Genomic DNA, 15338 nt, shown 5'->3' on the forward strand with positions numbered 1-15338 from the left:
CATGACCACCGCGACCCCACCGGTGCGGGTCCTGCTGCCCGACGGCGAAGTCGCCTGGGTGCGCCGGCTCGAAGCGCGTGACGCCGACGCGGTCCTGGCGCTGCGGACGCGGCTCTCCAGCCGTGACCGGCACCTCCGGTTCTTCGGCCTCGGCGTGGCCGGGCTGGCCGAACTCGCGACGCAGCTGACCCACAGCTCCGGGGTCGGGCACACCGCGGTCGGGTGCTTCCGGCACTCCCGGCTGGCCGGCGTCGCCCGCTACGACATCCTGGCCGACCCGGCCGAGGCGGCGGTCGCGCTGGTGGTCGACGGCGACGGGCCGACGATCGGCGTGGCGACCCTGCTGCTCGAACAGCTCGTCGTCTCGGCGGAACACGAAGGCGTCCGGACGCTCGTCGCCGACGTCGGCGCGGAGAACGCGAAGATGCTCGGCGTCTTCGCGGCGGTGGGCATCCCGTTCCGGCCCGTCAGCGCGGAATGACCGGTCAGCCGCCGGCTTCCCCGGCGGGCGCGTCGTCGAGGCGGGCGTGCAGGCGTTCCCGGATCTCCTCCGGGGTGTAGGCCCGCCGCCGGCGCTCCTGCCGGGCGATCACCACTCCGGTCGCGGCCACTCCGACGAGCCCGGCCAGGCCCACTGTCTTCCACCAGCGCATCGGCCTAGGCTACTGCCGTGCCGGCCACCGAGCTCGATCTGGACGAAGCCGTGGCTGTCACGCGCACGGGAGACCTGTGGTTGTTCCGGGGGCACTCCGCCGCCGACCGCACCATCCGCGTGGTGACGAACAGCCCCGTCAACCACGTCGGCATGGCGGTGGTGATCGAAGACCTCCCGCCGCTGCTGTGGCACGCGGAGCTGGGGCGTGCGCTGCCGGACGTCTGGTCGGGCACCCACCAGCGGGGCGCCCAGCTGCACGACCTGCGCCGCGCCGTGCTCGTGTGGGCCGAGAAGTACCACCAGCAGGTCTGGCTGCGCCAGCTCGACCACTCGGTCGGCCGGGAGGTGGAGGACGCCGTCCTGCGCACGGTCGCCCGGCTCGACGGCACGCCGTTCCCGTCGACCGCCCGCCTCGCGACCCGCTGGCTCGGCGGCCGGCTGCCGTCACGGAAGCGGGACACCCCGGACGTCGCCCTCGAAGCCGCTTACTGCGCCGAGATCGTCGCGCTGACGTACGAAGCCATGGGCCTGCTCCCGGCGGGCCGCCGCCCGAACTGGTACGACGCCGGCCGCTTCTGGAGCGGCGACCACCTCGAGCTCACCGGCGGCGCCGAACTGGGCGCCGAGATCGCCGTGCGCCTCCCCGGCTGACGTCGTGTCCATTGTGGACGCGCCGACGGGACGTCGGCGACGCTGGCCGCCGGTCAGCGGCGGACCTCGACCGGCCGGCGGGGCTCGCGGTGCAGCAGCTCCAGCGCCTCGGCGTCGCCGACCGCGGAGAACCTCCGGTAGCTGTTGCCGACCGCGTGCATCCAGGGCAGCGGACGGAGGCAGGTGAACTGGTCCACCTCGCGGGACAGCCGGTCGAGCACCCGCGAGTCGGCCACCGGAACCGCGAGCACGATCCGGCCGACCTGGCGCGCACGCAGCACGCGGATCGCCGTGTGGGCGGTCGTGCCGGTGGCGGCGCCGTCGTCGGCGAGGACGACCGTCCGACCGGCGATCCGCACCGGCGCGACGGTGTGCCGGTAGACCGCGACCTGCGCGGCCAGCCCGGCCCGCGCCCGGTCGGTCAGCCGGGTGAGCTCGGCTTGCTCGATGTCGAAGCGGCGGAGGGCGTCGTGGTCCCAGACGAGCAAGCCACCCTCCCCGACGGCGCCGAGTGTGGTGGCCGGCGGCCCGGCCGCCTCGATCCGGCTGGTGAGCAGGATGTCCAGCGGCGCCCCGAGCACGGCGGCGATCTCGCCGGCGACCACCAGGCCGCCCTCCGACAGACCGAGGACCACGGCCCGGTCCCCGCGCAGCGGGCGCAACCGGAGCGCCAGTCGTTCGCCGGCTTCGCGGCGATCACGGAACCGCATGGGAACTCCTGCCGTCGGGGGGCCGTCCCCCAGCATCACGGCGCCGCGGCCGGCGCGCGAGGGCCGTTGGTCACCGCGGAGCGGACCGTTCGGCACCTCTGCGAAGTCTCGTCACGGCGCGTTCACAAGTCCACAGTGGACGTTCACCCGGGCAGGGTCCGGCAAGGCAATGCCATGAACGACTCGTTCATGACGTCCGACCGGCAGCGGCATCGGCGAGATGGGCGCGGTCAGCTCGGCCGGCTCGTCTCCACCGGCGCCAGCACCACCCCGGGCGCGAGCTCACGCTCGGCCAGTGCCCGGGCCACCTCGCTGAGCCGCTGGTTGTTCCGCCGGGAGTAGGCGCGCAACGCGGTGAACGCCGCGTCCATGCGCAGCCGCCCGGCCGCGGCGAGCACCCCCTTGGCCTGCTCGATGATCACCCGGCTGTTCAACGCGGTCTGCAGCTGCTCCGAGAGGATCTCGGCCTGGCGGACCGCCCGTTCGTGGAGGATGCCGATGGTCGCGGTGTCGGCCAGCCCTTGCGCCAGCGCGACGTCGTCGGCCGAGAGCTTCCCAGGGCGGAGCCCGAAGAGGTTCAGCGCCCCGATCGTCTGCCGGCGCAGCCGCATCGGCACCGCGTGCACCGAGGCGAACCCGTCCCGGGCCGCTTCGGCCGCGAACCGCGGCCACCGCGCCGCCTGCTCGGCGATGTCGGCCACCAGCACCGGGGTGCTGCTGGTGAAGCACTCGACGCACGGGCCTTCGTCGATGTCGAGCTGGAACAGCTCGAGCAGGCGCGCCTGCTCGGTGGAAGACGCCAGCACCTGCAAGCCGCCCCGCTCGTCGGCCAGGGTCAGGCCCGCCGCCGCGACGTCGAGCAGTTCCACGCACTGCTGCACGAGCGTGTGCAGCAGATCAGCGACGTCGTAGTCGTCGACCAGCGTGTCCGCCAGAGCGACGAACGCCCGGGTCACCTGTCGTTCACGGTCGGACATGCCCACCATCTCCTGGTTCGTCGACTGTCTTCATGGTGATTCCCCCTGGAACTCTTCGTCCAGGTCCAACCGCCCGGCCACGATGTCGCCCGCCACCTCGAGCAGGGGACGCCCGTGCCCGAACGCGTACGCCCGCAACCGGGCCAGCGCCGCCGAAGCCGGCAGGTCGAGGTGCGCGATCAGCATGCCGGTGGCCTGGTGCACCTCCCGGTACCGCATGCCCGCACCCTCCATCCACCGCCCGTCGCCGTCGAGCCAGCGGTCACCGCCGGACCGCAGCCCCGACAGGGCGAGCGCCGCGACGTCGGCCACCTGCAGCGCCGTGGCCAGCTCGCCGGACCCCAGCGAGCCCGGCGTCGCGCGATAGGTGTCGAGGGTCGCCACCCGCACCGCCCCGATCTGCACCGGGAACGTGAACAACGCGGCCACCGGGTGCGCCGCGGCTTCGGCAGCGAACATCGGCCACGCCGGGGGCGGCCCGGCGGCCAGGTCCGGCACCAGGACCGGCCCGCCGGTCACGTACGCCTCGAAGCACGGCCCTTCGCCGAGGGAAAACTGCAGCTCGGCCAATGCCGTGCTCACCACGTCACTGGCGTAGACGACCTCTCGCTGCCCGGGGTCGACCATCACCGACACCGCCGCGCCGTCCACCGGCAGCAGGTGCACACACGCCCGGCAAACCCGGCCGACGACGTCGACCCCGCTGCCGGAAGCTCCGTCGCGCAACGCGGCCAGCACACTCGCCCGCAGGACCTCGACCTCAGCCACCGCGCGCCCACCGCCGGCGAGCGCCGCTTACCCGCATCCGGTTCCCTTCGAGTCGGTGTCCCTGCTCATCACACCAACTCGGACAGGACCAGGCCCGGATCAGCTCCGCCGTCGCGGCTGCAAAGACCGATCCTACCCGGCGCCCCCGGGCCCGCCACGCCATCAGGGCACCGGCGAGGCGGCGATGTGCCGGCGCAGCGCGATCAGCGCCCGGTGCTGGCTCACCCGCACCGCGCCCGCGCCCGCGAGCCCCAGCACACCCGCCGCGTCCCGGGCGGACAGGCCGAGCACGAGCCGCAGGACCACGACGTCCCGCTGCTGCGGGGCCAGCTGCCCGAGCAGCAGGTTCAGCCGCTCCCGCCGCTCGGCCGCCTCGACGTGGCCGAGCGGCCCCGGCCGGTCGGACGGCACCGGCGCGAACTCCGGCACCGGCACGCTGACGTCGTCCTGCCGGTGGCGGTGGGCGTCGACGACCTTGTGCGCGGCGACCCCGTAGACGAAGCCCCAGAACCGGCTGGGCTCGTGCCGGTAGCCCGGCAGCGCGTCCAGCACGGCGAGCAGGATCTCCTGCGCACAGTCCTCCGCGTCGCTGTCCCGGTGCCGCCGGTCGCCCAGCCGCGCGCGGCAGTACCGCAGGACGCCCGGGCGCAGCAGGCCGAGCAGGGCGTCCGTCGCGGCGGAGTCACCGGCCACCGCCGAAGTCACGAGCGTGCCGTCGACCGTCGCCATGGTGCTCCTCCCGCTCGGTCAGCGCCGCGTGGTCAGGTACGGCCCCGGGTCGCTCCCGGCGCGCGCACCGCTGTCGAGCCAGCGAAGGAACCCGCGGCGGTCCCGGCGCTCGATTTCGTCCAGGAAGTCCTGACGGCGCTGCACCACCAGCCGGTGGGTGCGCTCGTCGGTGGCCAGCAGCAGGTGGAAGTAACTGCGCCGCCAAGCCGTGCACAGCTCTTCGGTCGCCATGCCGGCGACCGGCGTGCCGGCGAAGACGTCAGGCGGCTTCACCTCGGCGGACAGCGCCTTCCGGACCACCGGCCGGGTGCGGCGCCGGAACCACCACCCGGCGACGGCGAGCAGGACCACGACGGCCACGGCGAAACCACCGCCGAACACGGTCACCAGACCGGCGAGCACGAGGTAGGCCGCGAGGAACGCCGCCGCGGCGGCCACGCCCGCCCGCACGTCGGGTCCGCTCGCCGGCCGCCGGCGCCCGCGCCGCAGCCGGGGCGCGGCGAACGCGCCGAGCACCCCGGCCGCCGAGCCCGCCAGGCTCCAGCCGATCAATGCGTTCGTGGTGGTGGCCGCCGCGCCGATCACCGCCAGCACGCAGCTCGGGACCACCAAGAGCAGTCCTGCCACGCGTGCCGCCATGGTGCGCCTCGCCGTCCGGGTCGGGTGCCGGATCCGCCGAGGTCTGGGGCGTCCACCTGCAGTCTAGTACGCAGGTCGCGGAGATCGCAGCGGCGGGAGCGCGGACTTATTCCCGTCCCGGGCGACAACCTCGCGCCGTCCCAGCAGTTGGGCCGGCTCCGCCCGCGACCCGCGATCCGGCGCAGACTGCAAGGACGTGCCGAAGGAAGGAACGCCGGGATGGCCTCAGGAAACGGACCACGCATCGCCGTCGCGCTGGACGGCGCCGGCTGGCACCCCGCCGCGTGGCGCGAACCCGGCGCACGGCCGGCCGAGCTGCTGACCGCCGCGCACTGGACCGAACTCGTCCAGGAGGCCGAGGCGGCCAAGCTCGACTTCGTCACCTTCGAGGACTCGCTGGCCTTGCAGACCGTGAGCTACCTCGACCGGCCCGGCGAGCGGACCGACATCGTCCAGGGCCGGCTCGACGCGGTCCTGGTCGCCGCCCGCGTCGCGCCGCTGACCTCGCACATCGGGCTGGTGCCGACCGCCGTCGTCACGCACACCGAGCCGTTCCACCTGTCGAAGGCGATCGCCACGCTCGACTACGTCAGCTCGGGCCGCGCCGGTGTGCGGGTGCAGGTCGCCGGGCGCCCCGCCGACAACCGGCACTTCGGCCGCCGCGAGTTCGGCGAGTTCCGCCTGGAGGACTCCGCCGAGCCGGACCGGCCCAGCCCGCTGGCGGACCTGTTCGACGAGGCCGCGGACTACGTCGAGGTGCTGCGCCGGCTGTGGGACTCCTGGGAGGACGACGCCGAGATCCGCGACGTCGCCACCGGCCGGTTCGTCGACCGCGGGAAGCTGCACTACATCGACTTCGAAGGCCGCTGGTTCAAGGTCAAGGGCCCGTCGATCACCCCGCGCCCGCCGCAGGGCCAGCCGCCGGTCAGCGTGCTGGCCCACGCCGCCGTCCCCTACCGGCTCGCCGCGCGGTCGGCCGACGTCGTCTACGTGACGCCGTTCGACCGCGAGCAGGCCGGCTCGATCGTCACCGCGGTGCGCGAGGAGCAGGACCGGGCCGGGCGCGGCGCCGAGACGCTGCACGTCTTCGGCGACGTGGTGGTGTTCCTCGGCGAGACCGAGCAGGCCGCCGCGGACCGCAAGGCACGCCTCGACGAGCTCTCGGGCGCGGAATACGCCTCCGACGCGCACGTCTTCACCGGCACCCCGGCGAGTCTCGCCGACCTGCTGCTCGACTGGCACACCGCCGGGCTCTCGGGCTTCCGGCTGCGGCCGGGCGCGGTGCCGCACGACCTGACCGCGATCACCCGCGGGCTGGTTCCCGAACTGCGCTCCCGCGGCGCCTTCCGCACCGAGTACGAGGCGAGCACCCTACGGGGGCTGCTCGGCCTCACCCGGCCCGCCAACCGCTACGCGACCGCCTGAGGAGGCCTGTGATGTCTCAGCCCCGCAAGCAGATCCACCTCGCGGCGCACTTCCCCGGCGTGAACAACACGACCGTGTGGAGCGACCCCGAGGCCGGCAGCCACATCGAGTTCAGCTCCTTCGTCAAGCTCGCGCAGACCGCCGAGCGCGCGAAGTTCGACTTCTTCTTCCTCGCCGAGGGCCTGCGGCTGCGTGAGCAGAACGGCGAGATCTACGACCTCGACGTCGTCGGCCGGCCGGACACCTTCACCGTGCTGTCCGCGCTGGCCGCGGTCACCGAGCGGCTCGGCCTGGCCGGGACGATCAACTCGACGTTCAACGAGCCGTTCGAGGTGGCACGCCAGTTCGCGTCGCTGGACCACCTGTCCGCCGGGCGCGCCGCCTGGAACGTCGTCACGTCGTGGGACGCCTTCACCGGCGAGAACTTCCGCCGCGGCGGGTTCCTCCCCCAGGACCAGCGCTACGCGCGCGCCGAGACGTTCCTGCGCACCGCCTGGGAGCTGTTCGACTCCTGGCGCGGTGACGAGATCGCCGCGGACGCCGAAGCCGGGGTGTTCCTCCGCGACCCCGCCGCGGGCGCCTTCGCCCACCACGACGCGCACTTCGACATCGAGGGCCGGTTCCCGGTGCCGCGCAGCCCCCAGGGCCGTCCGGTGATCATCCAGGCCGGCGACTCCGAGGAGGGCCGCGAGTTCGCCGCGGCCACCGCCGACGCCATCTTCAGCCGCTACGGCACGCTGGAAGCCGGGCAGGCGTTCTACTCCGACGTCAAGGGCCGGCTGGCGAAGTACGGCCGGACGGCCGAGCAGCTGGTGATCCTGCCCGCGGCGACGTTCGTCCTCGGTGACACCGACGCCGACGCCCACGAGCGCGCCCACGTCGTGCGGCTGCAGCAGGTCAGCGGCCAGACCGCGATCAAGTTCCTCGAGCAGCTCTGGAACACCGACCTGAGCGACCACGACCCGGACGGCCCGCTGCCCTCGACCGACCCGGTGCTCGGCGAGAACACGATCGCCCGCGGCCGCGCGAGCGTCCGGATGTACCGCGACCCGCTGGCCACCGCCCGGGAGTGGCGGCAGCTGGCCGAGGCGAAGAACCTGACCAGCCGGGAGCTGATCATCGAGGTCACCGGCCGGCAGACGTTCATCGGCTCTCCCGGGACGGTCGCCGCCCGGATCGACGAGCTGGTGCAGGCCGACGCGAGCGACGGCTTCATCCTCGTCCCGCACGTCACCCCCGGCGGGCTCGACGAGTTCGCCGACAAGGTGGTGCCGCTGCTGCAGGAGCGCGGCTCGTTCCGCACCGAGTACACCGGCACGACCCTGCGCGAGCACCTCGGCCTGGACGCCTGAAGTTCTGCCCGGCGCCGGGGACGGCGCTAGGTTGGCCCGATGGTGCGCGGAGCCGGTCGGGCCGAAGGGCTGCTGCTGACCGGCGTCGTGCTCGCGGCGCTGGTGGTGACCGGGGTCCAGGCCCGGTCACCCGGCACCTGGTTCATGGAAGTCGTCTGGGTGCTGATCGGGCTGCCGCTGGTGGTGGCGCTGCGCAAGCGCTTTCCGTTGACCCGCCTGCTTTCCTGGCTGCTGGTGCTGCACGCGCTCGTGCTGTGTTACGGCGGCCAGTACACCTACGCGGAAACCCCGCTCGGCGAGTGGGCGCAGGCCTGGATGGGCACCTCGCGCAACAACTACGACCGGCTCGGCCACTTCGTCCAGGGCTTCGTGCCGGCCATCGCCGTGCGCGAGATATTGCTGCGCCGGACGCCGCTGCGGCCCGGCGGCTGGGTCGCGTTCCTGACCGTGAGCGTGTGCCTGGCGATCAGCGCGTGTTTCGAGTTCGTGGAGTGGTTCAGCGCGCTCGTGGCCGGCTCGGGTGCGGACGATTTCCTGGCGACCCAAGGAGATGTCTGGGACACGCAGTGGGACATGTTCCTCTGCCTGTGCGGCGCGGTGATCTCGCTGCTGGTGTGGCGGCGGCTGCACAACCGGCAGCTACAGCTTGATCACGACGCTAGGCCGAGCGGGTGACACTTCGTCGCGCACCGGAACGAACCCGGGGCGCCGGACGACGGATGGCGCAGAGCGCAACCGGGCATTTGGTTGTGCCGGCTATCCGCTGAAAGAGGCAACCCGTGTCCTACGCCCCCATGCCACCCACCCAGACCCAGCCGCAGCGCAAGAACGGCCTCGGCACGGCCGGGTTCGTGCTCGGCCTGGTCGGTCTGGTCTTCGCCTTCATCCCGATCATCGGAGTGATCGCGTGGCCGCTGACGATCCTGGGGCTGATCTTCGGCGTCATCGGCATCACGCGGGCGAACCGGGGCCAGGCCGACAACAAGGGCATGGCGATCGCCGGAGTGGTGCTGTCCGCCGTCGGCCTGCTCATCTGCGTCATCTGGACGGCCGTGTTCAGCAAGGCCGTGACCGACAGCGTCCCCACTCCGGCCGCACCGCCGTCCATCCAGTCGTCCGGCGCCCCGGCCGGCAAGCACACGGTGGTGCTGGAAGTGACCACCACCGCGAAGTCGAACCTGCTGTGGACCAGTGGCTTCCGCACCAACTCGCAGGAAGTCCTGGAGCCCGGCAAGCCCTGGAGCCGGACCCTGTCGATGGACACCCTCGCCTGGACGTCGGTCAGCGTGTCCCCGGTGAGCTACGAGCCCGGCGGCAAGGACAACACCTGCAAGATCACCGTCGACGGCAAGACGGTCTCGGAGCAGGCCAACGGGGTCGCCGCGCTCTGCACCTTCCAGCCCTGAGAACCGTCAGCCCTTTACGGTCGGTACAGCGGCTGCACCGCCGGCGCGGCGGTGGTTGTCACCGATCCAGGACGACGTCGACCAGGCGGAACGGCCGCAGCGCCACCGGCCCCAGCAGACCGGACGCGAGCACCTGACCACGGGCGTTGGCGCCGGTGTTGGTGACGCGGACCCGCAAGCGGTTCACACCCGGCCGCAGGGCCGCCGTCACGTCCAGGCGGTACGGCGGCCACAGCCGGGAGCCGATCCGGTTTTCGTTGATCTCGACCTCGGCGACCTCGTGCACCTCGCCGAGGTCGAGGGCCCACCGCCGGCCGGGCAACACCGGCGCGGAAACGGTGAATTCCTTTGTGTACCAAGCAGCACCGGAGTAGGCCGGGTTCAGCTCGGTCCAGGAACCGAGTGGACGCGTACTGACCGGTGCGCCGTCGAAGTTGACTGCCCAGTCGCCGCCGAGCGGGATCGCTGTGAGCGGGTCGGAAACCGTGGTGCGGCCGGTGAACGAGCGGCGGCCATCGGTCGCGGTGACCGTGACCTCGCCCGGCGCCGTCACACGCACTGTCGCGGCTCGAGCATCGGAGCGCACCCGCTCGACCGGCGCCGACGCGGCCACCGCGTGCGCGGGTTCCCGTCCGGGACGGAACACCACCAGCAGCGTCGCTTTCGGTTCGAGCCGCAGGACGGTCGACGTGCCGGACGGTGCGGGCCGCCAAACTCCCACCGGTGTCACCGTTCCGGTGTCGGGGTCCCAGACCTCGGGCACCCCGGTCGCCGGGAACGTCGCCGTCAGCTCGACGGCTTCCGCCCGCTCGTTGAGCACGACGAACGTCGCGCGGCCGTCACCTTCGAGGCGCAGCACCCGGACGTCGTTGTGCCGCGGTTCCAGCACCGCCGCCGCGCCGCCCACCGCGGCCGCCGCGGCCGCTGCCGGGTCGGCCACGCGGACCACCGACCGGACGGCGAACAGCTCGGCCAGCGCGGTGCGCAGGCCCGCGTCGTTTCCGCCGGCCTCACGAGCGGGCTCCCCGCAAAGAACCACTTTGCCCCCGCCGCGCGCGAACCGGATCAGGGTCCGCACCGAGCCGACCGCGAGGATCGGCGTCCGGGGCACCACGACGATCGTGTAAGCCTGCTGCCCCATGACGAGCCGCGGCCCGTTCGGCCGCGCGTGCGTCAGCAGGGCGGGGTCGGCGTCGAGGGCGCCTTCGTCGAGGAAGTCGAAGTCGATCTGGACGTCTTCCAGCGCGTGTGCGGTGTCCAGGAACGCGGTGTCCACATCGGACATCTCTGGAGTGTCCTGGGTGGACTCGGCGGCACGTTGCGGCTGGAGCAAAGCGGTGCGGGCCCGGGCCGGCACGCGGCACGCTTCCATCAGCCTGCCGATCCAGTCGTTCAGCGGCGCCGACACCGCCCACCACGGGTTGGCCGGCTGGAACGGCGGCGGGTAGACGATCTGGTTCTCGTCGCTGAACCGGGCGTGCAGCAGCGTGTGGTTGACCCCGCGCACCGCGAACGCCCCGATCACCTCGCGGACCAGCGCCGGCGTGACCGCCCAGCCGGTGCCGCCCATCGCCTCGAGGTAGACGCGCTCCAGCCCGAGCTGGTGCGCGGTGCTGGCCGGCCACCGCGACAGCGTGCGGTGGTACCCGCGCTGGTAGTGGTCGAAGATCAGGTCGGTGCCCGGCACCTGCGCCCACTGGTTGGTCGTGTTCAGGTTGCCGGAGCTGCGCAGCTGCTCACCCGGCCCGTACTCGTCCCACAACGGGTTGGAGATCAGCCGCAGGCCGTGCGCGGCCATCCACTGCCCCTGGGTCTTGTAGTACGCCGCCGCGAACCGGTTGCTGACCGCGCGCCAGAAGACCCCGCGCAGCCGCCTGCCGTCCGGCCCGAGATCGTCGTGCACCGCGGTCAGCGCGATCCCCGGCGCCACCCCGAGTGTGTGCAGTTCGGCGTCCAAAGTGGACGACCAGGGCACGGTGTCGAACGGGCCGTCGGCCGAGGCGAGGTAGGGCTCGTCGTCGGCGAACCCGCGCAGGACCGAACCCACCGCCCACGGGAACCGCCGCAGGTACTCCCCCGGCACGGCGTCGACGAACAGCCGCACCGCCTCGTCGTCGAGCAGGTCGAGGTAGGCGCGGCCGGTGCCGGTGGGGGTGCTCAGCGGGCGCACGGTGAACAGGTCCAGCCGCCAGCTCCCGGCGGGCGGTGTCCACGTGCCGCCCGCGCGCGCCTGCTCGGTCAGGTCGACCAGTGTCCCGGGATCGGCCGAGGAGTCCGGCCGGGCGGCCGCGGCGACCAGCGGCACCCCGGTCGCGGGCAGGTCGAAGGTGTCGAGCGCGGCCGCGCTGTCGAACGTCTCCGCGTACAGCACACCGCCGTCCGGAGCACGCACGGTCAGGCTGTCCCACGACGATCGCTGGCTCGCGACCGCACGCACGCCGACCCGGCCGGTGGCGTGCGAGACCTCGGCGGGAGCCTGCGCGGCGCCGTCCAGCGACACCGTCAGCGTTGTTCCCCGGAGCCGCACCACCAGCTCGTGGTCCGCGGCGGGGTCGAAACCCGCGACCGGCGAACCGCTCCGGACCAGTGTGAACGCGCCGCCGGTCTGCTGCCAGACGTCGACGGCGCCGTCCGCGCGCAGGTCGGCGAGCACGCCGTTGCCCTCGTCGGCGCTGCGGACCATGAGCCCGGCCGTGGCACGGTCGATCCGGACCTTCGCCACCACGTCGCAGTCCTGCCGGCCGGCGCCGTCGCGCAGCAGCGTCACGCCGTCGCGAGCACTCGCGTCGACCAGCAGCCGGCCACCGGACACCGAGAGCCCGCGGCTCACCAGCGGCACCGGCACCCCGCCCGCAACGGTCAGCACCTGGTGCCCGACCCCCTTGAGCCGCAGGTCGGGCCGCGGCTGGTAGACCCGGTTGCCGACCTTCCCGCCGTCGACGACGAGCCCGCCGGCCCGGCCGCTGGGGAAGTAGTCGTCGTTGAACAGCCACAGGTGCATGCCGTGCCGCTGCGCCTCGCGCAACGTGAACTCGATGAGCGCGAACCACTCCTCGGTGAAGAACGCCGGCTGCAGCGCCGCGGTGTCGAACGGGAACACCAGCACTTCGTGGATGCCCTTGTCGCGCAGGTCCGCCAGGCCGTCGGCGACGAGCGCCGTGGTGACGGCGCCGTTCCAGAACCACAGCACGGTGGGCCGCGAGTCCGGGCGCGGGTCCGCGAACCGCTGGGCCGGATCACCACCGCCGTCGGCAGCGGCGTAGGCGATAGGCCAGCCGCCCGCCGTGCCGGCGACGGCCGCCGCCGAGGCGAGTGCGAGCACCCGCCGCCGGGACAGCCGGAACCCGCCGCCAGCCGCCGGGAACTGCGCCGGATCGTGCTCGGTCATCGTGACCCCCGTCGACTTGAAACGATTCAAGGCAGGCGGAAAGCTACGTGACGCCGGTCATACCCGTCAAGGAATGGCCGCCAAGTTGTCCGGTGCGGACCTCAGGCGGCGGTGCCGCGGAAGCGGGTCAGGCGCAGGCTGTTCGACACCACCAAGCAGCTCGACAGCGCCATCGCCGCACCCGCGATCATCGGGTTCAGCAGCCCGGCCGCGGCCAGCGGCAGGGCGGCGACGTTGTAGGCCAGCGCCCAGAACAGGTTCATCTTGATCGTGGCGAGCGTCCGCCGGGAGAGCCGGATCGCGTCGACCGCCGCGAGCAGGTCACCGCGGACCAGGGTCAGGTCGCCGGCTTCGATCGCCGCGTCCGTGCCGGTGCCGATGGCCAGGCCGAGGTCCGCCGTGGCGAGCGCGGCAGCGTCGTTGACCCCGTCGCCGATCATCGCGACGACCCGGCCCTGTGCCTTCAGGTTGTTGATCACCTCGACCTTCTGCTCCGGGGAGACGTCGGCGACCACTTCGGTGATCCCGGCTTCCCGCGCGATCGCCTGCGCCACCGTCGTGTTGTCACCGGTGAGCAGCACCGGCGTCAGCCCGAGGCGGCGCAGCTGGAACACCGCGGGCGCCGACGTCGGTTTGACCGTGTCGGCCACGACCAGCACCGCCCGCGCGAACCCGTCCCAGGCCAGGATCACCGCGGTGTGCCCGGCCTGTTCCGCCTGGCGCTTGGCGGCCAGCATCGCGGCCGGCAGCCCGACGGACAACCGCTGCAGCAGCTCGGGCCGGCCGATCACCACGCGGTGGCCGCCGACCCGGCCCAGCACACCGAACCCGGCGACGTTCCGGAACTCCCGGACCTCCGCCACCTCGCCGAAGCGCCGCACGGCCGCACTCGTCACGGCAACGGCGATCGGGTGCTCGGAGGCGTTCTCCAACGCCCCGGCGAGCCGCAACGCGACGTCCGGCGGCACGCCGTCGATCGTGCGGATGCCGGCCAGGCTCATCTTCCCGGTGGTCACCGTGCCGGTTTTGTCGAGCACCACGGTGTCCACCCGCCGTGTCGACTCGAGCATCTCCGGCCCCTTCACGAGGACGCCGAGCTGCGCGCCCCGGCCGGTGCCGACCAGTAGCGCGGTCGGCGTGGCCAGACCCAGCGCGCAGGGACAGGCGATGATCAGCACGGCGACGGCCGCGGTGAACGCGACCCCGCCGCCCGCGCCGGTCGCGAGCCAGAACACCAGCGTGGCCAGCGAAAGGGCGATCACGACGGGCACGAACACCGCCGACACCCGGTCCGCCAGCCGCTGCACGTCGGCCTTGCCGCTCTGCGCCCGCTCGACCATCGCCGCGATCCGCGCGAGCCGGGTGTCCCCGCCGACACGCGTGGCCCGGACGACCAGCCGGCCGCTCATGCTCACGGTCGCACCGACCACCGCCGTCCCGGCGGACACCTCGACCGGCGTCGCTTCCCCGGTCACCAGGCTGAGGTCGACCGCGGAATCGCCGGCCTCGACCACGCCGTCGGTCGCGATCTTCTCGCCGGGGCGCACCACGAACCGCTCCCCCACGCGCAGTTCCTCGATCGGGACCCGCTCTTCGCGCCCGCCTCGCAGCACCGCGACGGACTTCGCGCCGAGGTCCAGCAAGGCACGCAACGCAGCTCCCGCGCGCCGGCGTGAGCGGCCTTCGAAGTAGCGCCCGGCCAGGATGAACACCGTGACACCGGTGGCGACCTCGAAGTAGATGCCGGCGAGGTTGTGGTCGGCGTAGAGGGTCAGCTCGAATTCGTGCCGCATCCCGAGCACTCCCGCGCCACCGAAGAACAGCGCGACCAGCGACCACAGGTACGCGGCGGTCACGCCCATCGACACCAGGGTGTCCATGGTCGCCGTCGCGTGGCGGAGGTTGGTCCAGGCGGCGCGGTGCAGCGGCCAGGCGCCCCAGCCGACCACCGGGGTGGCCAGCACGAGCGAAACCCATTGCCAGGCCGGGAACTGCAGCGCGGGCACCATCGCCAGGAGGATCACCGGTGCGCTCAGCACCGCGGAGCCGAGCAACCGCCGGCGCACCGGGTCCGCCGCCGGTTCCGGCTCGGGCTCCGGCGGCTTGGGCAGCTGCGCGGTGTACCCGGCGGCTTCGATCGCGCGGACGACGTCGCCGACCGTCAGCCGTGGCGGCACCCGCACCGACGCCTTCCCGGTGGCGTAGTTGACCGTGGCGTGGACACCGTCGAGCCGGTTGAGCTTGCGTTCGATGCGGGCCGCGCACGAACCGCAGGTCATGCCGCCCACCACCAGCTCGACGGTCGCGGCCGGCGCCTCGGGGCGGGCCCGGTGGGGTGTCGCGGTCATCGGACAAGCTGGTAGCCCGCGTCGCGCACCGCGCCTTCGACCTGCGAGAACGGCAGTTCGGCGGTGCTGGTCACCAGCACCCGGCCGGTGCCGAGGTCGACGTCGACCTGCCGGACGCCGGGCAGCTCGCCGATCTCCTCGCGGACCGAGGCGACACAGTGGCCGCACGTCATTCCCGTCACCGCATACGTACTCTGGGTCATCGTCTGGCACCTTCCGGCTGTGGCCGTCTCGTGATGGGTCAGTGGCCTCGGGTAACAAGGTCGGCCCCGGCGCCGGAATGGTTCCCG

General features: G+C 73.1%; 15 protein-coding genes. 6 read left to right on the plus strand and 9 right to left on the minus strand.

All coding sequences use genetic code 11. The features are described from left to right. The first annotated feature begins 1 nt into the window (after nucleotide 1). Entirely contained in the window at nucleotides 2–481 is a 480-nt protein-coding gene (locus ACIA5G_RS44435; protein ID WP_395934800.1) for a GNAT family N-acetyltransferase, read from the plus strand. A 4-nt stretch (nucleotides 482–485) separates the two neighbouring features. Here the strand turns inward: ACIA5G_RS44435 and ACIA5G_RS44440 are convergent, their stop codons facing one another. Continuing rightward, nucleotides 486–653, minus strand: coding sequence for a hypothetical protein (locus ACIA5G_RS44440; protein WP_395934802.1), 168 nt, complete (start codon nucleotides 651–653; stop codon nucleotides 486–488). Between the two features lie 17 nt (nucleotides 654–670). Between ACIA5G_RS44440 and ACIA5G_RS44445 the strand changes: the two genes are divergently transcribed. Next, the gene (locus ACIA5G_RS44445; protein ID WP_395934804.1) at nucleotides 671–1306 is read left to right on the plus strand and encodes a hypothetical protein; all 636 of its coding nucleotides are present in this window, start codon (nucleotides 671–673) and stop codon (nucleotides 1304–1306) included. A gap of 53 nt (nucleotides 1307–1359) precedes the next feature. Here the strand turns inward: ACIA5G_RS44445 and ACIA5G_RS44450 are convergent, their stop codons facing one another. The 5 genes from ACIA5G_RS44450 to ACIA5G_RS44470 all read right to left on the minus strand — a co-directional run bounded on the left by ACIA5G_RS44450 (nucleotide 1360) and on the right by ACIA5G_RS44470 (nucleotide 5117). Then, entirely contained in the window at nucleotides 1360–2016 is a 657-nt protein-coding gene (locus tag ACIA5G_RS44450) for a phosphoribosyltransferase (RefSeq protein ID WP_395934806.1), read from the minus strand. Nucleotides 2017–2246: 230 nt separating this feature from the next. After that, the gene (locus tag ACIA5G_RS44455; RefSeq protein ID WP_395934808.1) at nucleotides 2247–2993 is read right to left on the minus strand and encodes a GAF and ANTAR domain-containing protein; all 747 of its coding nucleotides are present in this window, start codon (nucleotides 2991–2993) and stop codon (nucleotides 2247–2249) included. Nucleotides 2994–3023: 30 nt separating this feature from the next. After that, nucleotides 3024–3761 carry a GAF domain-containing protein gene (locus tag ACIA5G_RS44460; protein WP_395934810.1) on the minus strand — a complete coding sequence of 246 codons (738 nt, stop codon included), beginning with the start codon at nucleotides 3759–3761 and terminating at the stop codon, nucleotides 3024–3026. A gap of 162 nt (nucleotides 3762–3923) precedes the next feature. Then, nucleotides 3924–4490 carry a sigma-70 family RNA polymerase sigma factor gene (locus tag ACIA5G_RS44465; protein WP_395934812.1) on the minus strand — a complete coding sequence of 189 codons (567 nt, stop codon included), beginning with the start codon at nucleotides 4488–4490 and terminating at the stop codon, nucleotides 3924–3926. An 18-nt stretch (nucleotides 4491–4508) separates the two neighbouring features. Continuing rightward, on the minus strand, nucleotides 4509–5117 hold the full coding sequence (locus tag ACIA5G_RS44470; RefSeq protein ID WP_395934814.1) for a hypothetical protein: 609 nt from the start codon (nucleotides 5115–5117) through the stop codon (nucleotides 4509–4511). A gap of 231 nt (nucleotides 5118–5348) precedes the next feature. On the opposite strand from ACIA5G_RS44470, the gene ACIA5G_RS44475 reads away from it, so the two are divergent. From ACIA5G_RS44475 to ACIA5G_RS44490, 4 genes are all read left to right on the plus strand, one after another. Further along, nucleotides 5349–6554 carry an LLM class flavin-dependent oxidoreductase gene (locus ACIA5G_RS44475; protein WP_395934816.1) on the plus strand — a complete coding sequence of 402 codons (1206 nt, stop codon included), beginning with the start codon at nucleotides 5349–5351 and terminating at the stop codon, nucleotides 6552–6554. 11 nt (nucleotides 6555–6565) lie between these two features. Next, nucleotides 6566–7906, plus strand: coding sequence for an NtaA/DmoA family FMN-dependent monooxygenase (locus ACIA5G_RS44480; RefSeq protein WP_395934818.1), 1341 nt, complete (start codon nucleotides 6566–6568; stop codon nucleotides 7904–7906). A 39-nt stretch (nucleotides 7907–7945) separates the two neighbouring features. Next, on the plus strand, nucleotides 7946–8581 hold the full coding sequence (locus ACIA5G_RS44485; RefSeq protein WP_395934820.1) for a DUF2238 domain-containing protein: 636 nt from the start codon (nucleotides 7946–7948) through the stop codon (nucleotides 8579–8581). 104 nt (nucleotides 8582–8685) lie between these two features. Next, nucleotides 8686–9312 (plus strand): DUF4190 domain-containing protein, encoded by a 627-nt coding sequence (locus tag ACIA5G_RS44490; RefSeq protein ID WP_395934822.1) that lies wholly within the window; start codon nucleotides 8686–8688, stop codon nucleotides 9310–9312. 58 nt (nucleotides 9313–9370) lie between these two features. Here ACIA5G_RS44490 and ACIA5G_RS44495 read toward each other — a convergent pair whose 3' ends face one another. The 3 genes from ACIA5G_RS44495 to ACIA5G_RS44505 form a co-directional block, all read right to left on the minus strand. Further along, on the minus strand, nucleotides 9371–12700 hold the full coding sequence (locus tag ACIA5G_RS44495) for a glycosylhydrolase-like jelly roll fold domain-containing protein (RefSeq protein ID WP_395934824.1): 3330 nt from the start codon (nucleotides 12698–12700) through the stop codon (nucleotides 9371–9373). 101 nt (nucleotides 12701–12801) lie between these two features. Continuing rightward, nucleotides 12802–15048: a heavy metal translocating P-type ATPase gene (locus ACIA5G_RS44500; protein ID WP_395934826.1), complete on the minus strand. Its 2247-nt coding sequence runs from the start codon at nucleotides 15046–15048 to the stop codon at nucleotides 12802–12804. After that, a complete protein-coding gene (locus ACIA5G_RS44505; RefSeq protein WP_395934828.1) occupies nucleotides 15045–15251 on the minus strand; it encodes a heavy-metal-associated domain-containing protein in 207 nt (68 codons plus the stop codon). The genes ACIA5G_RS44500 and ACIA5G_RS44505 overlap by 4 nt, the downstream gene beginning before the upstream one ends. Between the last annotated feature and the right edge of the window lie 87 nt (nucleotides 15252–15338).

Origin of the sequence: Amycolatopsis sp. NPDC051758 (assembly GCF_044453095.1) — a bacterium.
In the GTDB taxonomy this organism is placed as follows: Bacteria; Actinomycetota; Actinomycetes; order Mycobacteriales; family Pseudonocardiaceae; genus Amycolatopsis.